The sequence below is a fragment of the Microbacterium meiriae genome, assembly GCF_025143875.1.
Classification (GTDB): Bacteria; Actinomycetota; Actinomycetes; order Actinomycetales; family Microbacteriaceae; genus Microbacterium; species Microbacterium meiriae.
In genome coordinates, this window is record NZ_JAMBDU010000030.1 from 1 (window position 1) to 18,970 (window position 18,970).

Consider the following 18,970-nt stretch of genomic DNA (forward strand, 5'->3'; position numbering starts at 1 on the left):
GGCTCCTGCGCGCCGGGCGCGGCGCCGCGCCGGTGCAGCGCGCCCTGATCGCCGGAGATCCGGTCCTCGGCGCGAGCGTCTTCCAGCTCGTCCCGGAGCTCGATGCCGGCGACGTGTTCGCGACGCGCGCCGTCGAACTGCCGGGCACATCGACGGCGGGGGAGGCACTGGAGGCCCTGGCCCTCGACGGCACGGCTCTCACCGCGGACGTGGTCGCGGCGATCGCGGACGGGACTGCCCACGCGGTGCCGCAGGAGGGCGAGCCGACGTTCGCCGCCAAGCTGACGCTCGAGGACGGTCTCCTCGACTTCCGCGAGCCGTTCGACGTCGTGTACGCCCGGTTCCGCGGGGTCACTCCGGAGCCGGGGGCGCACACGACGATCGACGGCCAGCGGCTCAAGATCCTCGAGGCCCGGCCCGCCGATGCCGGGGCGGAGGACCTGCCACCGGGCGCCATGGTCGGAACGCGAGCGCAGGTCCTGATCGGGACGGCCACCTCACCGCTCGCCGTCACCCGGCTGCAACCCGCGGGTAAGGGACCCATGAACGCCGCCGACTGGTGGCGGGGCCTGCAGGGCACGACCCCGGTGGCCGGCTCGTGAACGACCGGCGACGCCCCGGCAGCGGCCCGCAGCGCGAGGACCGGACGCGGAACGGCCGCGGCCCCGACCGGACGGTCCAGCCGGCACGCCGCGTGGCGTACGACGTGATCAGGGCGGTGTCGGACTCCGACGCCTACGCGAACCTGCTGCTGCCGACCGCGATCGCCGAGGCCGGGCTGGACCCGCAGGACGCGGCCTTGGCGACGGAACTGACCTACGGCACACTCCGTCGCCGCGGCACGTACGACGCGATCATCGCCGCGGCCGCGGATCGCCCGGCCGACGCGATCGACCCCGCGGTGCTCGACGCGCTCCGGCTCGCCGTGCACCAGCTCCTCGCGACGCGGGTGGCCCCGCACGCGGCCGTGAACGAGTCGGTGAACCTCGTCGCGCTCGACGCCGGTCGCGGGGCGTCCAGCTTCGCGAACGCGGTGCTCCGGCGGATCGCCCGGGAGTCGCCCCAGGAGTGGCTCGCGCGCATCGAGGCGGCGGCACGGTCGGACGACGAACGGCTGGCGCTCCGTGCTGCGCACCCGGTGTGGATCATCCGGGCGCTGCGTCGCGCCCTCGCCGCCGAAGGGCGTGTCGAGGAACTGGACGCCCTGCTGGAGGCCGACAACGTCTCGCCCGAGGTGACGCTCGTCGCCCTCCCCGGGCTCGCGGAGCCGCAGGAGCCTCGTCGGCCCTACGCCGCCACGGCATTCGCGTCTCCGGGGGGCGATCCGCGTCTCGCGCTGACCGCCTCCGAGGGCGCGGTCCGCGTGCAGGACGAAGGGTCGCAGCTCGTCGCGCTCGCGCTGACCGCGGCGACCCCGGTCCGTCAGGGGGAACGGTGGCTCGACCTGTGCGCGGGCCCCGGCGGGAAGACCGCTCTGCTCGCCGCCGTCGCCCGGGAGAACGACGCGGTACTGGAGGCCAACGAGGTCGTGCCCACCAGGGCCCGACTCGTGCGCAACGCCCTGCGAGCCGTCCCGGGCGACGTCACCGTCCACGAGCGCGACGGCCGGGAGCTGGCCGCCGAGCGACCCGGCGCGTTCGACCGGATCCTGGTCGACGCCCCCTGCACCGGCCTCGGCGCCCTCCGTCGGCGCCCGGAGGCCCGGTGGCGCAAGTCCCCGGCGGACGTCGCCGAGCTCGTGCCGCTGCAGGTCGGTCTGCTGACGGCGGCCGTGGAGGCTCTGGCTCCCGGAGGCATCGTCGCGTACGTCACCTGCTCGCCCCACCTCGCGGAGACGACGGCGGTGGTCGAGGAGGTGCGGCGCCTGCGTCCTGAGCTCGTCGAACTCGACGCCCGCGCCGTGCTGCGCGGCGTGGCCCAGTCGCCGATCGACCTCGCCGACGACGGCCGCTCGCAGACCGGCAGCGCACAGCTCTGGCCGCATCGCCACGGCACCGACGCGATGTTCCTCGCACTCCTGCAGCGCCCCGGCGATGCGACAGAAGCCCCGAAGGAAGGTTGAGACCATGGACCTGCCCCGCGCCCCGCGCATCAACCCCAGCATCCTCGCCGCGGACTTCGTCAACATGCAGGCGGAACTCGCGCGCATCGCGACGGCCGACTTCGCGCACGTCGATGTCATGGACAACCACTTCGTCCCGAACCTCACGTTCGGTCCGCAGATGGTCCAGCGCATCCAGGAGACCAGCCCGGTCCCGCTGGACGTGCATCTCATGATCACGGATCCGGATCGCTGGGCCCCCGGCTACGCCGAACTCGGTGCCGCGAGCGTGACCTTCCACCTGGAGGCGGCGGGGGAGCCGGTGGCGCTCGCGCGTCGGCTGCGTGACATCGGCGCCCGTGCGGGGGTGGCGGTCAAGCCCGCGACGCCCGTCGAGGGACTCTTCGAGCTGCTGGACGAGTTCGACCAGATCCTCGTGATGACCGTGGAGCCCGGCTTCGGAGGCCAGGGATTCATGCCGGAGACCATTCCGAAGCTGCAGGCGCTGTCCGCGGAGGCCCGGCGGCGCGGTTCGTCCGTCTGGCTCCAGGTCGACGGCGGGATCTCCGACGCGACGATCGCCCAGGCTGCCGAAGCGGGGGCGGACACCTTCGTCGCCGGCTCCGCGGTCTACGGTGCGGACGACGTGGAGGCGGCTGTCACCCGGCTCAGGGACCTCGCGCGAGCCGGTAGCCTGGAGGGGTGAAGACTTTCGACGAGCTGTTCGCCGAGCTCAGCGTCAAGGCCGAGACCCGCCCCGAGGGATCGGGCACCGTCGCGGAGCTCGACGGCGGCGTGCATGCGATCGGCAAGAAGATCGTCGAAGAGGCCGCCGAGGTCTGGATGGCGGCGGAGTACGAGTCGGACGCCGCCGCAGCCGAGGAGATCTCGCAGCTCCTCTACCACCTGCAGGTGATGATGCTCGCGAAGGGCCTCACGCTGCAGGACGTCTATCGACATCTGTGATGCGCTCCGGTCCCACTCCTTCGAACTGAAAGCCGTTCATGCTGCGCATCGCCGTTCCCAACAAGGGCTCGCTCTCCGAGACCGCCGCCGAGATGCTCGCGGAGGCGGGCTACGCCGGCCGCCGCGACCCCAAGACCCTGCATGTCATCGACGCCGAGAACGACGTCGAGTTCTTCTTCCTCCGCCCCCGTGACATCGCCACGTACGTGGCCTCCGGTGCCCTCGATGTCGGCATCACCGGTCGCGACCTCCTCCTGGATGTGCAGCAGCCGGCGCGCGAGATCGAGCAGCTCGGATTCGGGGCGTCCACGTTCCGCTTCGCCGGTCCTCCCGGACGCTTCACCTCGGTCCAGGACCTCGACGGCGTCCGCGTCGCCTCCGCCTACCCGGGTCTGGTGGGCTCCTTCCTCCGCGACCAGGGTGTGAACGCCGAGCTCGTGCAGCTCGACGGCGCGGTCGAGTCCGCGGTGCGCCTCGGCGTCGCCGATGCGGTCGCCGACGTCGTGTCCACCGGCACCACCCTGCGGCAGGCGGGGCTGGAGATCTTCGGCCCCGTGATCCTGGAGTCCGAGGCCGTGCTGATCAGCCGTCCCGGCGAGGCCGACGGCGTGGACACGCTGCTACGCCGGCTCCGCGGCGTTATGGTCGCGCGCCGTTACGTGCTCCTCGACTACGACCTCCCCACCGAGCTGGTCGATCAGGCCGTGGCCATCGCACCCGGTCGGGAGTCCGCGACCATCTCGCCGCTCCGCGACCCGTCCTGGGTGGCCGTCCGCGTGATGATCCCGCGGCGCCGCGTCAATCAGGTGATGGACGATCTCTACGCCCTCGGTGCCCGGGCCATCCTCGTCACGGCGATCCACGCGGCGAGGCTCTGATGACCCTCGCGAGTCGCGTCATCCCGTGCCTGGACGTCGCCGACGGCCGCGTCGTCAAGGGCGTCAACTTCGAGAACCTCCGCGACATGGGTGATCCGGTGGAGCTCGCCCGTCACTACGCGGCCCAGGGCGCCGACGAGATCACGTTCCTCGACGTCACCGCGACGGTGGATGCGCGGGCGACGACCTACGACGTCGTGCAGCGCACCGCAGAGCAGGTCTTCGTTCCGCTGACGGTGGGCGGCGGCGTGCGCAGCGTCGACGACGTCGCGCGGCTCCTCTCGGTCGGTGCGGACAAGGTCGGCGTGAACTCCGCGGCGATCGCCCGTCCCGAGCTCATCGGCGAGATCGCGGATCGCTTCGGCGCCCAGGTGCTCGTGCTCTCGCTCGACGTCAAGCGCGCCGACACGACGCGATCCGGCTTCGTCGTCACCACGCACGGCGGCCGTACGCAGACCACGCTGGACGCGCTCGACTGGGCGCGCGAGGCGTCCGAGCGCGGCGCGGGGGAGCTGCTCGTGAACTCGATCGACGCAGACGGGACCCGCGACGGCTTCGATCTCGAGCTCGTCCGCCTCATGCGTGAAGTCGCGCCGATCCCGGTGATCGCCTCCGGCGGTGCGGGGCGGGCGACCGACTTCGCGCCGGCCATCAAGGCGGGGGCGGACGCTGTGCTCGCGGCCAGCGTGTTCCACACCGGAGCCCTGACCGTCGGTGACGTGAAGGATGCGCTGCGCGCGGAAGGAGTGCTCGTCCGATGACCGACACGCCGAAGCAGGACGAGGTCTCCATCGACGACCGCATCGCCCAGGTCGCGTTCAACGCGGACGGGCTCGCCCCGATCATCGTGCAGCAGTGGGATTCGCGCGAGGTGCTCATGCTCGCCTGGGTGGACGCCGAGGCCCTGCGCCGCACGCTCACCTCGGGCCGCGCGACCTACTGGTCCCGCTCCCGCCAGGAGTACTGGCGCAAGGGTGACACCTCCGGGCATATCCAGGTCGTGCGGGAGGCCCGCCTCGACTGCGACGGTGACGCGCTCCTGCTCCTCGTCGACCAGACCGGCCCCGCGTGCCACACCGGAACGCGGACGTGCTTCGACTCCACCGACCTGGACGCCGTCGACGGGGCGGCGGCCTCGTGAGCATCGCGCAGCGCGGCCGGTCCCTCTCCGTGACGGGCTTCCTGCTGGCCGGCGCCATCGGGATCATCTCCTCCACGCAGACCTGGTTCACCGTGCAGCGGGCGGACGCGGGGGAGGACATCCTCGTCCCCGGCGCCTCCGCTCTCGTGCTGCTCGCGCCGCTGAGCCTCGCCGTGCTCGCGCTGGGTGCGGCTCTCGCGATCGCCGGCCGGGCCGTGCGTCTCGTCTTCGGGGTGCTCGCCGCCGCGGCCGCCGTGTTCCTGGGCTGGTCCACGCTGCAGGTCCTCCTCGGCGACGCGTACGGCGCGGTGGCCGCGACCGTCACCGAGGCGACGGGACTCGCCGGAAGCGGAGCGGTCCACGAGGTCGCGGCGAGCATCATCCCGTCCGTCTGGCCGTACCTCGCCCTCGGCGGCTGGGCGATCCTGCTCGCCGCCGCCGTCCTCGTGCTGACCACCTGGCGGCGCTGGAAGGTCGGCGGCCGTCGCTACCGCACCGACGCGCCGACCGATGCGCCGCACGACGGCCCCGTCGACGCGGTCGATTCCTGGGACGAGCTGTCCCGGGGGTCCGACCCGACGCGCTGACCCCGATAGACTGAACCCAGATCCCCACGTCGTCCCCGGAGGAGAACATGACCAACCCGATCGCTGACCCCGGCCACGGACACTCGCCTGCGGCCTGGACCGCCGTCGTGATCATGCTCGTCGGCTTCGCCGCCGCGACCGTCGCGTTCTGCTTCGAGCAGCCGACCCTGGTGTGGATCTCCGCCGCGCTGATCCCGATCGGGGCGATCGTCGGCTGGGTGCTCGCGAAGGCGGGCTACGGCGTGAAGGGTCCCAAGTACGCTCCGAAGGCGCACTAGTGGTCCTCGCCGACCTGACGGCCGGCGCTGTCGCAGACGCCGAGCGTCGTTCTGAGTCCCGCCCGCTCGCGGTCGTCGAGCGTGACGCTCTTTCGCGCCCCGCGGCGAAGGACGCACTGTCGTTCCTCGCTCCCGCCGACCGGGTGAAGATCATCGCCGAGGTGAAGCGGGCGAGCCCGTCCCGCGGCCCCCTCGCCGAGATCCCGGATCCCGCGCACCAGGCCGCGCTCTACGAGACCGGCGGTGCCTCCGCGATCAGCGTCCTCACCGAGGAACGTCGTTTCGGAGGCAGCCTCGCCGATCTGGAGGCGGTCACCGCCCGGGTCTCGCTTCCCGTGCTGCGCAAGGACTTCATCGCCACCCGTTACCAGGTGCTGGAGGCCCGCGCCGCCGGCGCCGACCTCGTCCTGCTCATCGTCGCCGGCCTGGAGCCGGACATCCTGCGCGACCTGTACGGGTTCATCCTCGAGCTCGGCATGACTCCGCTCGTCGAGTCCCACTCGGCGGAGGAGCTGGAGGCCGCGATCGACCTCGGCGCCGACCTGATCGGCGTGAACGCCCGCAACCTGAAGACCCTCGAACTCGATCGCGATCTGTTCGGTCGGCTCGTGGACCGCATCCCGGATTCGGCGATCAAGATCGCGGAGTCTGCGGTGCTCACGCCCGCCGACGTCGCGCACTACCGTTCGGCCGGCGCCGACGTCGTGCTGATCGGCGAGGCCCTGGTGACCGGAGACCCGGTGGCCACTCTCAAGAGCTTCCTGGAGGCGAAGTGAGTCTGCGCGACCAGCACGGTCCGTTCTTCGGCGATTTCGGCGGGCGGTACATGCCGGAATCCCTGGTCGCCGCGATCGACGAGCTGACGGTCGCCTACGAGGAGGCCATCGCCGACCCGGAGTTCCGAGCCGAGCTGGCCCATCTGCTGTCCTCCTACGCCGGGCGCCCCTCCGCGCTCACCGAGGTGCCGCGGTTCGCCGAGCACGCGGGCGGCGCGCGGGTCTTCCTCAAGCGCGAGGACCTCAACCACACGGGTTCGCACAAGATCAACAACGTGCTGGGCCAGGCCCTGCTCACCAAGCGCCTCGGCAAGACACGGGTCATCGCCGAGACCGGGGCCGGGCAGCACGGCGTCGCGACGGCGACGGCCGCCGCCCTGTTCGGGCTCGACTGCACCATCTACATGGGCGAGGTCGACACCGAGCGTCAGGCGCTCAACGTCGCCCGGATGCGCCTGCTGGGCGCCGAGGTCGTCGCGGTGACCTCGGGGTCGCGCACGTTGAAGGACGCGATCAACGACGCCTACCGCGACTGGGTCGCCTCGGTCGAGACGACCAACTACATCTTCGGCACGGCTGCGGGACCGCATCCGTTCCCGGCGATGGTGCGCGACTTCCAGAAGATCATCGGCGAAGAGGCCCGTGCCCAGATCCTCGACGAGGTCGGCCGGCTCCCTGATGCCGTCGTCGCCTGCGTCGGCGGCGGGTCCAACGCGATCGGCATGTTCGACGCGTTCCTGGACGACGAGGGCGTGCGGCTGTACGGCGTGGAGGCTGCCGGCGACGGTGTCGACACCGACAAGCACGCGGCGTCGATCGAGCGCGGCCGCCCCGGCGTGCTGCACGGCGCGAAGACGTACGTGCTGCAGGACGAGGACGGCCAGACCGTCGAATCGCACTCCATCTCCGCCGGTCTCGACTACCCCGGCGTGGGTCCAGAGCACTCCTGGCTGGCCGACATCGGTCGGGCCGAGTACATCCCGGCGACGGACGACGAGGCGATGCAGGCTCTGCGGCTGCTGAGCCGGACCGAGGGGATCATCCCCGCGATCGAGTCGGCGCATGCCCTCGCCGGTGCGCTGCGGATCGGCCGCGAGCTCGGCCCCGACGGCCTGATCGCGATCTGCCTCTCGGGCCGTGGCGACAAGGACATGGACACCGCCGCCCGGTACTTCGAGCTCTACGACGAGGAAGCCCTCGCGCACGACGTGTCCGAGGAGAGCGCCGCCGAGGACGCGGCCTCGAAGGGAGAGCCGCAGCTGTGAGCCGCGTCGAACAGGCCATCCAGCGCGCGCACGACGCCGGCCGCAGCGCCTTCGTCGGCTACCTGCCCGTCGGTTTCCCCGACCTGGAGACGAGCATCCAGGCGGCGATCGCCCTCGCCGAGAACGGCGTGGACATCATCGAGCTCGGGCCTCCCTACAGCGATCCCGTCATGGACGGCGCGATCATCCAGGAGGCGACGACCAAGGCCCTCGCCGCGGGCTTCCGGATGAAGGACCTCTTCACCGCCATCCGCGCGATCACCGCCGCGACCGACGTCCCGGTCCTCGTGATGACCTACTGGAACCCGGTGCTGCAGTACGGGGTGGACCGCTATGCCGAGGACCTGCTCGCCGCGGGCGGCGCCGGCCTCATCACTCCGGACATCACCCCGGAAGCGGCCGGCGAGTGGATCGCGGCCAGCGAGCGCCTCGGTCTCGACCGGGTCTTCCTCGCGGCTCCGACCTCGTCGGACGAGCGGCTCGATCTCGTCGTGCGGTCCTCGACGGGCTTCGTCTACACCGTCTCCACCATGGGCATCACGGGGGAGCGGGCCGAGCTCGACCGCGCAGCCCGTACCCTCGTGTCGCGACTGCGCGACCACGGCGCCCGCCGCGCCTGCGTGGGCATCGGCATCTCGACCCCGGAGCAGATCGCCGGCGTCTCCGAGTACGCCGACGGCGCCATCGTCGGCACCGCCCTTGTCCGCGCCCTCCGCGACGGCGGTGTCCCCGCCCTCGCCGAAGTCACCCGAACCCTGGCCGCCGGCACCGCGTCGGCGCGCTTCGTCTCAGAGAAGTAGGATCGCACTCATGTCCTCCGCGCTCCACAGCACCGCCGCCGGCGTGCTCGCCAGCATCCCGAGCCCGCCCGTGTCGTACTTCGATCTCGGCCCGCTCCGGATCCACTTCTACGCGCTCTGCATCATCGCCGGCATCATCGTCGCCGTGCTGATGACGAACCACCGCCTCACCAAGCGCGGGGCGGAGCCGTGGGTGGTCATCGACATCGCGATCCTGGCGGTGCCGCTCGCGATCATCGGCGCGCGCATCTTCCACGTGCTCACCCACCCGAATTTCTACTTCGGCGAAGGCAAGAACACCTGGAACCCCTTCGAGCCCGGTTCCGTCTGGGCGATCTGGGAGGGCGGCATCGCCATCTTCGGCGCGCTCATCGGCGGCGCCGTCGGGGCGTACCTCGGCTGCCGGTGGACCGGCATCCGCTTCTGGACGTTCGCGGACGCGCTGGCTCCCGGCCTGCTGCTCGCCCAGGCGATGGGCCGGTTCGGCAACTGGTTCAACCACGAGCTCTTCGGCCTGCCCACCTCGCTGCCGTGGGGCCTGGAGATCGAGTCGACGAACTCGGCCTTCCCTCCCGGGCTTCCCGAGGGCACCCTGTTCCACCCGACGTTCCTCTACGAGGTCATCTGGAACGGGCTCGGCGTCCTCGTGCTCCTGTGGCTCGGTCGCAAGCTGTTCTTCCAGTGGGGTCGCCTCTTCGCGATCTACCTGATCTGGTACAGCGCCGGACGCATCCTGTGGGAGTCGATCCGGATCGACCCGAGCGAGATCATCCTCGGCCTGCGCAGCAACGTCTGGGCAGCCATCATCGGCGTCGTCGTCGGACTCGTCATCCTGGTCGTTCAGACCCGCCGTCACCCCGGTCTCGAGCCCTCGCCGTACCAGCCGGGCCGCGGACGGAAGGACGTGGACGCTGATGTACAATCGCAGGACAATCCCTCTGATTTCGTGGACGTGAGCGAGCCTCCGGCCGAAGAAGTCGCCGCCGGAGCCACTGCCACAAGCGCTGCTCCCTCGAGCGGGGACGGCTCCCGATAACGCCGACTCGCGGCGGGAGAACCATTGCACTGAACGAGCGGGCCGACGACGTCCCCGGGTTTCACTGAAGATCTGAGGACGGTAACTGGTGTACTTCCAGCCCCCTTACGGCGCCTCCGGCGCATACCCCCCGAAGCAGGGCATGTACAACCCGGCGTTCGAGAAGGACGCCTGCGGCCTGGCCATGGTCGCAACGCTGCGCGGCGAAGCCGGGCACGACATCATCGCGCTGGCCCTCGAGGCCCTGCGCAACCTGGAGCACCGCGGGGCCATCGGGTCCGACGCGGGCACCGGGGACGGAGCCGGCATCCTCACCCAGATGCCGGACGACTTCCTCCGCGCGGTCACCGGCTTCGAACTGCCACCCGTGGGGGAGTACGCGGCCGGGCTGGCCTTCCTGCCTCGCGATTCGAGCGAGCGCCGCCAGCAGAAGGCCGGGATCGAGAAGATCGCCCGCGCGGAGGGCCTCCGCGTCCTCGGCTGGCGCGAGGTCCCCACCGCCAACGAGAACCTCGGCAAGCTCGCCGACGAGGCCCGCCCCGCCTTCGAGCAGCTCTTCGTGAGCGCCGGCGGCGCCACCCTGGCCGATGCGCCGCTGACCGGCATCGCGCTCGACCGCGTCGCCTATCGCCTGCGCAAGCGCGCGGGCCACGAGCTCGGCGCCTACTTCGTCTCCCTGTCCAGCCGCACGCTCGGCTACAAGGGCATGGTCACCACGCTGCAGCTCGAGCCCTTCTACCCGGATCTGCAGGACGAGCGCTTCGCCTCCGAGCTCGCCGTCGTGCACTCACGGTATTCCACCAACACCTTCCCGTCCTGGCCGCTCGCGCAGCCGCTGCGGATGCTCGCCCACAACGGCGAGATCAACACGGTCGGCGGCAACCGCAACTGGATGCGCGCCCGCCAGTCGCAGCTCGAGTCCGAGCTCCTCGGCGACATCTCGCCCCTGCTGCCCATCTGCACCGACGGCGCCAGCGACTCGGCGTCGTTCGACGAGGTGCTGGAGCTGCTGACCCTCACCGGCCGCAGCCTTCCGCACGCGATCATGATGATGGTGCCGGAGGCCTACGAGAAGCAGGCCGACATCTCGCCGGAGCTGCGCGCGTTCTACGAGTACCACTCCAACCAGATGGAGCCGTGGGACGGCCCGGCCGCCCTCATCTTCACCGACGGCACCCTGGTCGGCGCGACGCTGGACCGCAACGGCCTGCGCCCTGGCCGCTGGACGGAGACCACCGACGGCCTCGTGGTCATCGGCTCCGAGACCGGCGTCCTGCACTTCGAGCCGGAGCGCATCAAGCGCCGCGGCCGGCTCCAGCCCGGCAAGATGTTCCTCGTCGACACCGCCCAGCGTCGGATCGTCGAAGACGAGGAGATCAAGCACGACCTCGCGACGATGCACCCCTGGCAGGAGTGGCTCGACGCGGGTTCCGTCCGTCTGGCCGACCTTCCGGAACGCGAGCACATCGTGCACCCGCCGGCATCCATCACGCGCCGGCAGCGCACCTTCGGGTACACGGAGGAGGAGGTCCGCATCCTCCTCACCCCGATGGGCCAGACGGGGGTCGAGCCGCTGGGTGCCATGGGGTCGGACACGCCGATCGCCGTCCTCAGCAAGCGCCCGCGCTTGCTCTTCGACTACTTCACGCAGCAGTTCGCGCAGGTGACCAACCCGCCGCTGGACTCGATCCGCGAAGAGGTCGTCACGAGCCTCAAGCTCGGCCTCGGTCCCGAGGTCAACCTCCTGACCTGGGGGCCCGAGCACACCCGCACGGTGTCGCTCGACTTCCCGGTCATCGACAACGACGAGCTCGCGAAGATCCGTCACATCGACAAGGCCCTGCCCGGGCGCTCGAGTGCCACCATCCGCGGCCTCTACCACTTCGACGCCGGACCCCACACCCTCGCGGAGCGTCTCACCGAGATGTGCGCCGAGGTGGATCAGGCCATCGAGGACGGCGCGGAGTTCATCATCCTGTCCGACCGGGACTCGAACAAGGACCTCGTCCCGATCCCCTCGCTGCTCATGGTGTCGGCGATCCATCACCACCTCATCCGGCGCGAGAACCGGATGAAGGTCGGTCTGATCGTCGAGGCCGGCGATGTGCGCGAGGTGCACCACGTCGCGACCCTCATCGGCTACGGTGCCTCCGCGATCAACCCGTACCTCGCCATGGAGACGGTCGAGCACCTCGTGCGCACCGGCTACATCACGGGCATCTCCCCGGAGAAGGCGGTCAAGAACCTCATCTACGCGCTCGGCAAGGGCGTGCTGAAGATCATGTCGAAGATGGGCATCTCCACGGTGTCGTCCTACGCGGGCGCGCAGGTGTTCGAGGCCGTGGGCCTCAGCCCCGAGTTCATCGACGCCTACTTCACGCGCACCGAGTCGAAGCTCGGCGGTATCGGGATCGAGGAGATCTTCGCCGAGAACCAGGCCCGCCACGACTACGCCTACCCGGAGGACGCCGCGGCCCGCGCCCACGAGCGACTGTGGACCGGCGGCGAGTACCAGTGGCGTCGCGACGGCTCTCCGCACCTCTTCAACCCGGAGACGGTGTTCAAGCTGCAGCACTCCACGCGGACCCGCCGCTACGACATCTTCCGCGAGTACACCAAGCTCGTCGACGACCAGGCGGCCGAGCTGAAGACCCTGCGCGGCCTCTTCTCGCTGCGGACCGGGACGCGCAAGCCCGTGCCGCTGGACGAGGTGGAGCCCGTCTCCGCCATCGTCAAGCGCTTCTCCACCGGCGCGATGAGCTACGGCTCGATCTCCAAGGAGGCGCACGAGACCCTCGCCGTCGCGATGAACCGCATCGGCGGCAAGTCGAACACGGGCGAGGGCGGGGAGGACCCTGACCGGCTCGTCGATCCCGAACGGCGCAGCGCCATCAAGCAGGTGGCATCCGGTCGGTTCGGTGTCACGAGCCTCTACCTCACCGAGGCCGACGACATCCAGATCAAGCTCGCCCAGGGCGCCAAGCCCGGTGAGGGCGGTCAGCTCCCGCCGACCAAGGTGTACCCGTGGGTCGCGCGCACCCGACACGCCACGGCGGGCGTCGGGCTCATCTCGCCGCCTCCGCATCACGACATCTACTCGATCGAAGACCTCAAGCAGCTCATCTTCGACCTGAAGCGGGCGAACCCCGAGGCGCGCATCCACACGAAGCTCGTCAGCCAGTCCGGCATCGGCGCGGTCTCGGCCGGTGTCGCCAAGGCGCTCAGCGACGTCATCCTCGTGTCCGGTCACGACGGCGGCACGGGCGCGAGCCCGCTGAACTCGCTGAAGCACGCCGGAACACCGTGGGAGCTCGGCCTCGCCGAGACGCAGCAGACGCTCATGCTCAACGGCATGCGCGACCGCGTGGTCGTGCAGGTCGACGGTCAGCTCAAGACCGGTCGAGATGTCATCATCGGCGCCCTCCTCGGTGCCGAGGAGTTCGGCTTCGCCACTGCGCCCCTCGTCGTCAGCGGCTGCATCATGATGCGCGTCTGCCACCTCGACACCTGCCCGGTGGGCGTCGCGACGCAGAACCCCGTCCTGCGCGACCGCTTCACGGGCAAGCCCGAGTTCGTCGTCAACTTCATGGAGTTCATCGCGGAGGAGGTGCGCGAGCTGCTCGCGGAGCTCGGCTACCGCTCGATCGACGAGATCGTGGGCCGCACCGAGCTGCTGGAGACCAACGCGGCGATCGCGCACTGGAAGGCCGAAGGGCTCGACCTCAGCCCCGTGCTGGAGGGCCCGGCGTTCCCGGCCGGCGAACCGCGCCGCAGCGGGCGCGCCCAGGACCACGAGCTCGACAAGCACTTCGACGTGCAGCTCATCGACATCGCGAAGGCGGCGCTGCTGAACGGCGACCCCGTCGTGGTGGAGCTTCCGATCGCCAACACGGAGCGCGCGGTCGGCACGATGCTCGGGCATCAGGTGACCTCGCGTCACGGCGCCACCGGCCTGCCGAAGGAGACGATCGACGTCACCCTCACCGGCACCGCGGGGCAGTCGCTCGGCGCGTTCCTGCCGCCGGGGATCATCCTCCGGCTGGAGGGCGACGCCAACGATTACGTGGGCAAGGGCCTCTCCGGTGGGGACATCACGATCCGGCCGCCGCGCGGCTCCGCGATCGCCCCGCACGAGAACGTCATCGCGGGCAACGTGATCGGCTACGGCGCCACATCGGGGACCATGTTCATCTCGGGCGTGGTGGGCGAGCGCTTCCTCGTCCGCAACTCCGGCGCGACCGCTGTGGTCGAGGGCGTCGGCGACCACGCTCTCGAGTACATGACCGGTGGCCTCGCGGTCATCCTCGGGTCGACCGGCCGGAACTTCGGCGCCGGCATGTCCGGGGGAGTGGCCTACGTGCATGCCCTGGACACCGGCAAGGTCAACGCGCAGTCGCTCGGCAGCGGCGAGCTCCGGCTCGAGCCGCTGGACCGCGCCGACCTCGAAGTGCTCCGCGGCCTGCTCGTGGAACACGTGGAGCGCACGGCGTCTCCGCGCGCCGCCGCTCTGCTGGAGGACTTCGACGCGAGCGCGGCGGAGTTCGTGAAGGTGCTCCCGCGGGACTACGCCGCCGTGCGCAGCATGCGCGAGGAGGCACTGGCCGAGGGGATCGACCCCGACGGCGACATCGTCTGGAACCGCATCCTGGAGGTGACCGGTGGCTGACCCCAAAGGCTTTCTGAAGGTGACCGAGCGGGAACTTCCCGCTCGCCGTCCGGTGCCCGTGCGCATCATGGACTGGAAAGAGGTGTACGAGCCCGGCGACAAAGCCGTGCTCCGTCGCCAGGCCGGCCGGTGCATGGACTGCGGCGTGCCGTTCTGCCACTCCGGCTGCCCGCTGGGCAACCTCATCCCGGAATGGAACGACCTCACCTGGCGCGGGGAGGGGCGTGCGGCGATCGAGCGTCTGCACGCGACGAACAACTTCCCGGAGTTCACCGGACGCCTGTGCCCGGCCCCGTGCGAGAGCTCGTGCGTCCTCGGCATCAACCAGCCGGCCGTGACGATCAAGCAGATCGAGGTCTCCATCATCGACGAGGCCTTCGCCAAGGGCTGGGTCGAGCCGGAGCCGCCGGAGCGCCTGACGGGCAAGACCGTGGCCGTCGTGGGCTCGGGTCCCGCCGGTCTCGCGGCCGCCCAGCAGCTGACCCGGGCGGGGCACACCGTCGCCGTGTTCGAGCGCGACGACCGCATCGGCGGCCTGCTCCGCTACGGCATCCCGGACTTCAAGATGGAGAAGAGCCAGCTCGAAGCCCGCCTGCGCCAGATGCAGGAGGAGGGCACGCGGTTCCGCGCCGGCGTCGAGATCGGCAAGGATATCTCGTGGGCCGACCTGCGCGCCCGGTACGACGCGGTCGTGATCGCCACCGGCGCCACCGTCCCGCGCGACCTGCCGATCCCCGGTCGCGACCTCGACGGTGTGCACTTCGCGATGGAGTACCTCGTCGAGTCGAACCACGCGGTGGCCGGCGACTCCGTCCCCGGCCAGATCACCGCCGAGGGCAAGCACGTCATCGTCATCGGCGGCGGCGACACCGGGGCCGACTGCATCGGCACCGCGCACCGCCAGGGCGCCCTGAGCGTGACCAACCTCGCCATCGGCAAGCAGCCGAGCGAGACGCGGCCGGATCACCAGCCCTGGCCGATGATGCCGACGATCTTCGAGGTGGCCTCGGCTCACGAGGAGGGTGGGGAGCGGATGTTCCTCGCGTCGACCGTGGAGTTCCTGTCCAACGACGTCGGCGAGGTCCGCGCGCTGCGCGTGGCCGAGACCGAGTACATCGACGGCCGCCGCGTGCCCAAGAGCGGCACGGAGCGCGAGATCCCCGCGGACCTGGTGCTCATCGCGATGGGCTTCACCGGGCCGGAGCAGGACGGCTACACCGAGGACACCCGGCCGGAGGTCACCGAGCGCGGCGCCTTCCGTCGCGCCGCGAGCTACGAGTCGTCGATCCCCGGTGTGTTCGTGGCGGGTGACGCCGGTCGCGGTCAGTCGCTCATCGTCTGGGCGATCGCGGAGGGCCGGGCGGCGGCGGCGAACGTCGACCGCTTCCTCATGGGCACCACCGTGCTGCCGGAGCCGGTGCGCCCCAGCGATGTCGCGATCGGCCTCCAGCCCGCGTAGGCTGAGGCCGGCAGTGTCGCCTGTACGTAATCCCCCACTTCTACCCTGGAGACATGTTGAGACGCGCGAAAATCGTCGCCACCCTGGGCCCCGCCACTTCCACGTATGAGACGGTGCGCGCACTGATCGATGCGGGTGTGGACGTCGCCCGACTGAACCTCAGCCACGGTGACTACTCCGTGCACGAGAACAACTACGCGAACGTGCGTCGCGCGGCGGAGGACTCCGGTCGCGCCGTCGCCATCCTCGTCGACCTCCAGGGCCCGAAGATCCGTCTGGGCCGCTTCGAGGACGGACCGTACGAGCTCGCCAAGGGCGACATCTTCAAGATCACCACCGAGGACATCATCGGCAACAAGGAGATCTGCGGCACGACGTTCAAGGGCCTTCCCCAGGACGTCAAGCCCGGCGACTTCCTGTTGATCGACGACGGCAAGGTCCGGGTCGAGGTCGTCGAGACCGACGGTGTCACCGTCACCACGCGCGTCGTCGTCGCGGGCGCCGTCTCGAACAACAAGGGCATCAACCTGCCCGGTGTCGCCGTGAACGTCCCCGCGCTGAGCGAGAAGGACGAGGACGACCTCCGCTGGGGCCTCCGGACGGGTGCCGACCTCATCGCGCTCTCGTTCGTTCGCAACGCCTCCGACGTGACCCGCGTGCACGAGATCATGGCCGAGGAGGGCGTCCGCGTCCCCGTCATCGCCAAGATCGAGAAGCCGCAGGCCGTGGATGCGCTCGAGGAGATCGTCGACGCGTTCGACGGCATCATGGTCGCCCGCGGCGACCTCGGCGTGGAGCTGCCCCTCGAGGCCGTCCCGATCGTGCAGAAGCGCGCCGTCGAGCTGGCCCGCCGCAACGCCAAGCCCGTCATCGTGGCGACGCAGATGCTCGAGTCGATGATCAACAGCCCGGTGCCGACCCGCGCCGAGACCTCCGACGTCGCCAACGCCGTCCTCGACGGCGCCGACGCGGTCATGCTCTCCGGCGAGACCAGCGTGGGCGACTACCCGGTCGTCGTCGTCGAGACGATGGCCCGGATCATCGAGTCGACGGAGGAGCACGGTCTGGAGCGCATCCTGCCGCTCACCACGAAGCCCCGCACGCAGGGCGGTGCCATCACCCTCGCCGCCCTCGAGGTCGCGGAGTTCGTGGACGCCAAGTTCCTCTGCGTCTTCACGCAGTCGGGCGACTCGGCGCGCCGCCTGTCCCGCCTGCGCTCCCGCATCCCCATGCTGGCCTTCACGCCGGAGCCCGGCATCCGTCGTCGTATGGCGCTGACCTGGGGCCTGCGCTCCACGCTCGTCGACATGGTGCAGCACACCGACCTCATGTACCACCAGGTGGACGAGTACCTCCTCGAGAACGGCCTCGCCGTCGAGGGGGACAAGGTCGTCGTCATCTCCGGTTCCCCTCCCGGGATCATCGGTTCCACGAACGACCTGCGCGTGCACAAGGTCGGCGACGCGCTCCGTGGCGCGGCACCGATCTACAAGGCCGGCGTCTGACGCAGACGTTCCGAGAGGGGCGGGGCTTCGGCCTCGCCCCTCTCTGTCATCTCCGGGCCGGGGCGTCAAGCCTCTCGGCCGTGACCGCGGCCTCGGCTAGCGTGCTGCCATGGTCCTCCGTCGCCTCCTCGTCACCTCCGGGCTGACGTTCCGCATCCTGGAGAGTCCGCGGCCGGCCGGCAGCACGGCCCCGACCGTGGTCCTCGTGCACGGGATCGGGATGTCGCACCGGTATCTGTCGCGGCTGCACGCCGTGCTCGCCGACACGACCCGGGTGGTCTCCGTCGACCTTCCGGGCTTCGGCGGCCTGCCCAAACCGCGGTTCGACGTCTCCATCCCGCAGATGGCCGCGGGTCTCGCCCAGGTGGTGGCGAGCCTCGACGACGACCGCGTCGTGCTCGTCGGACACTCGATGGGCGTGCAGTGGGCTGTGGAGACGGCGCTCCGGCATCCCGAGTACGTCCGCACGGTCGTCACGATCGGCCCCGTCGCGGACGACGCCCACCGGACGCTCGGTGCACAGGCACGCGCGCTGGTCATCGACACGTTCGGCGAGACCCCCGCGATCAATACCGTCGTCTTCACCGACTACCTGCGCTGCGGCGTGCGGTGGTATCTCCGTCAGGTCCGGCACATGCTCGCGTATCCCCTGGAGGAGAAGATCGCCGCGCTCTCCATGCCGGTGCTTGTCGTGCGGGGGAGTGAGGATCCCATCGCAGGACGCGCGTGGTGCCGGCGCCTGCGCGACGCGGCGGCCGTCTCGCGACTGGTGGAGATCCCCGGTCACCACCATGTCGCGCAGCAGTCCGCGCCCCGGGCGGTGGCTTCCGCGATCCTGGCCCACACGACGGGAGCATGGCCGACGGCGGTGCCGGCCGCAGCCAGCCGGCGGGGGAGGGCCCCATCGACGTCCTGAGGATGCTGGGCTGGTGGGCTGCGGACTACGCGTACGCCGGGTTCTGGCAGGTTCGCTCGTTCTTCGGCCGCGACCAGGCGGACGACTTCGCCACCGGAGACCGCGCCCCGATCGTCGTCCTCGCCGGCGTCTACGAGACCTGGCGCTTCCTGGAGCCGCTCATCGTCGCGCTGCACGAGCGGGGCCATCCGGTGCACGTCGTGGACGCGCTGCGCCGCAACCAGTTCCCGGTGCAGGATGAGGCCGACCAGGTGGCCGACTACCTGCGAGCGCACGACCTCTCCGGCGTCTTCCTCGTCGCCCACAGCAAGGGCGGTCTCGCCGGGAAGCTGGTGATGACCGGCCCCGAGGGCGGACGGATCCGCGGGATGCTCGCCATCGCGACGCCCTTCGGGGGCTCACGATATGCGCGGTTGCTGCCCGGTCGGGTGCTGCGCGCGTTCTCGCCGGACGACCCCTCTATCGTCGCCCTGGGGCGGGAGCTCGACGTCAACGCCCGCATCGTCTCGATCTACGCCGCGTTCGATCCGCATATCCCCGAGGGGAGCGAGCTCGCCGGGGCCAAGAACGTGGTGCTGGAGACGGGAGGGCACTTCCGGATCCTCGCCCACCCCCGCGTGATGGCCGAACTCGCCGCCCTCGCCGAGTGACGGGGC

Annotated in this window: 18 protein-coding genes; all 18 read left to right on the plus strand. The window is 70.7% G+C overall.

All coding sequences use genetic code 11. The features are described 5' to 3' along the window. A partial coding sequence (locus M4D53_RS15185) for a methionyl-tRNA formyltransferase (protein WP_259954829.1) occupies nt 1-602 on the plus strand: 602 nt, incomplete at its 5' end. A 92-nt stretch (nt 603-694) separates the two neighbouring features. Next, entirely contained in the window at nt 695-2,062 is a 1,368-nt protein-coding gene (locus M4D53_RS15190; RefSeq protein WP_259954887.1) for an RsmB/NOP family class I SAM-dependent RNA methyltransferase, read from the plus strand. Nucleotides 2,063-2,066: 4 nt separating this feature from the next. Beyond that, nucleotides 2,067-2,747 carry a ribulose-phosphate 3-epimerase gene (gene rpe, locus M4D53_RS15195; RefSeq protein ID WP_259954830.1) on the plus strand — a complete coding sequence of 227 codons (681 nt, stop codon included), beginning with the start codon at nt 2,067-2,069 and terminating at the stop codon, nt 2,745-2,747. Continuing rightward, the gene (locus M4D53_RS15200) at nt 2,744-3,007 is read left to right on the plus strand and encodes a phosphoribosyl-ATP diphosphatase (protein ID WP_025103484.1); all 264 of its coding nucleotides are present in this window, start codon (nt 2,744-2,746) and stop codon (nt 3,005-3,007) included. Before rpe ends, M4D53_RS15200 begins: the two co-directional genes overlap by 4 nt. Before the next feature lie 38 nt (nt 3,008-3,045). After that, on the plus strand, nt 3,046-3,885 hold the full coding sequence (gene hisG / locus M4D53_RS15205; RefSeq protein ID WP_187661494.1) for an ATP phosphoribosyltransferase: 840 nt from the start codon (nt 3,046-3,048) through the stop codon (nt 3,883-3,885). Further along, on the plus strand, nt 3,885-4,646 hold the full coding sequence (gene hisF / locus M4D53_RS15210) for an imidazole glycerol phosphate synthase subunit HisF (protein WP_259954835.1): 762 nt from the start codon (nt 3,885-3,887) through the stop codon (nt 4,644-4,646). Before hisG ends, hisF begins: the two co-directional genes overlap by 1 nt. Then, nucleotides 4,643-5,026 carry a phosphoribosyl-AMP cyclohydrolase gene (hisI, locus tag M4D53_RS15215; protein WP_259954836.1) on the plus strand — a complete coding sequence of 128 codons (384 nt, stop codon included), beginning with the start codon at nt 4,643-4,645 and terminating at the stop codon, nt 5,024-5,026. The genes hisF and hisI overlap by 4 nt, the downstream gene beginning before the upstream one ends. Beyond that, nucleotides 5,023-5,613 (plus strand): Trp biosynthesis-associated membrane protein, encoded by a 591-nt coding sequence (locus M4D53_RS15220; RefSeq protein WP_259954838.1) that lies wholly within the window; start codon nt 5,023-5,025, stop codon nt 5,611-5,613. The genes hisI and M4D53_RS15220 overlap by 4 nt, the downstream gene beginning before the upstream one ends. A 47-nt stretch (nt 5,614-5,660) precedes the next feature. Next, entirely contained in the window at nt 5,661-5,891 is a 231-nt protein-coding gene (locus M4D53_RS15225) for an HGxxPAAW family protein (RefSeq protein ID WP_071328620.1), read from the plus strand. Beyond that, nucleotides 5,891-6,667: an indole-3-glycerol phosphate synthase TrpC gene (gene trpC / locus M4D53_RS15230; protein WP_259954841.1), complete on the plus strand. Its 777-nt coding sequence runs from the start codon at nt 5,891-5,893 to the stop codon at nt 6,665-6,667. The genes M4D53_RS15225 and trpC overlap by 1 nt, the downstream gene beginning before the upstream one ends. Then, nucleotides 6,664-7,932 (plus strand): tryptophan synthase subunit beta, encoded by a 1,269-nt coding sequence (trpB, locus tag M4D53_RS15235; RefSeq protein WP_259954843.1) that lies wholly within the window; start codon nt 6,664-6,666, stop codon nt 7,930-7,932. The genes trpC and trpB overlap by 4 nt, the downstream gene beginning before the upstream one ends. After that, nucleotides 7,929-8,732 (plus strand): tryptophan synthase subunit alpha, encoded by an 804-nt coding sequence (trpA, locus tag M4D53_RS15240; RefSeq protein WP_083370860.1) that lies wholly within the window; start codon nt 7,929-7,931, stop codon nt 8,730-8,732. Before trpB ends, trpA begins: the two co-directional genes overlap by 4 nt. A 10-nt stretch (nt 8,733-8,742) precedes the next feature. Further along, on the plus strand, nt 8,743-9,768 hold the full coding sequence (gene lgt / locus M4D53_RS15245; protein ID WP_259954846.1) for a prolipoprotein diacylglyceryl transferase: 1,026 nt from the start codon (nt 8,743-8,745) through the stop codon (nt 9,766-9,768). A gap of 142 nt (nt 9,769-9,910) precedes the next feature. Then, on the plus strand, nt 9,911-14,434 hold the full coding sequence (gene gltB, locus M4D53_RS15250) for a glutamate synthase large subunit (protein ID WP_187664155.1): 4,524 nt from the start codon (nt 9,911-9,913) through the stop codon (nt 14,432-14,434). Next, nucleotides 14,427-15,893 carry a glutamate synthase subunit beta gene (locus M4D53_RS15255; RefSeq protein WP_259954848.1) on the plus strand — a complete coding sequence of 489 codons (1,467 nt, stop codon included), beginning with the start codon at nt 14,427-14,429 and terminating at the stop codon, nt 15,891-15,893. Before gltB ends, M4D53_RS15255 begins: the two co-directional genes overlap by 8 nt. A gap of 56 nt (nt 15,894-15,949) precedes the next feature. Continuing rightward, nucleotides 15,950-17,398 (plus strand): pyruvate kinase, encoded by a 1,449-nt coding sequence (gene pyk, locus M4D53_RS15260; RefSeq protein WP_136052871.1) that lies wholly within the window; start codon nt 15,950-15,952, stop codon nt 17,396-17,398. 109 nt (nt 17,399-17,507) lie between these two features. Next, nucleotides 17,508-18,314, plus strand: coding sequence for an alpha/beta fold hydrolase (locus tag M4D53_RS15265; protein ID WP_259954849.1), 807 nt, complete (start codon nt 17,508-17,510; stop codon nt 18,312-18,314). After that, the gene (locus M4D53_RS15270) at nt 18,254-18,964 is read left to right on the plus strand and encodes an esterase/lipase family protein (RefSeq protein WP_232089021.1); all 711 of its coding nucleotides are present in this window, start codon (nt 18,254-18,256) and stop codon (nt 18,962-18,964) included. Before M4D53_RS15265 ends, M4D53_RS15270 begins: the two co-directional genes overlap by 61 nt. The last annotated feature ends 6 nt before the right edge of the window (nt 18,965-18,970 follow it).

What these genes read in the sequence shown, in the direction of transcription:
- M4D53_RS15270 (WP_232089021.1), top strand. Translation starts at nt 18,254, where the DNA reads ATGGCCGACGGCGGTGCCGGCCGCAGCCAGCCGGCGGGGGAGGGCCCC.
- M4D53_RS15265 (WP_259954849.1), top strand. Translation starts at nt 17,508, where the DNA reads ATGGTCCTCCGTCGCCTCCTCGTCACCTCCGGGCTGACGTTCCGCATC.
- lgt (WP_259954846.1), top strand. Translation starts at nt 8,743, where the DNA reads ATGTCCTCCGCGCTCCACAGCACCGCCGCCGGCGTGCTCGCCAGCATC.
- gltB (WP_187664155.1), top strand. Translation starts at nt 9,911, where the DNA reads ATGTACAACCCGGCGTTCGAGAAGGACGCCTGCGGCCTGGCCATGGTC.
- rpe (WP_259954830.1), top strand. Translation starts at nt 2,067, where the DNA reads ATGGACCTGCCCCGCGCCCCGCGCATCAACCCCAGCATCCTCGCCGCG.
- hisI (WP_259954836.1), top strand. Translation starts at nt 4,643, where the DNA reads ATGACCGACACGCCGAAGCAGGACGAGGTCTCCATCGACGACCGCATC.
- hisG (WP_187661494.1), top strand. Translation starts at nt 3,046, where the DNA reads ATGCTGCGCATCGCCGTTCCCAACAAGGGCTCGCTCTCCGAGACCGCC.
- hisF (WP_259954835.1), top strand. Translation starts at nt 3,885, where the DNA reads ATGACCCTCGCGAGTCGCGTCATCCCGTGCCTGGACGTCGCCGACGGC.
- M4D53_RS15225 (WP_071328620.1), top strand. Translation starts at nt 5,661, where the DNA reads ATGACCAACCCGATCGCTGACCCCGGCCACGGACACTCGCCTGCGGCC.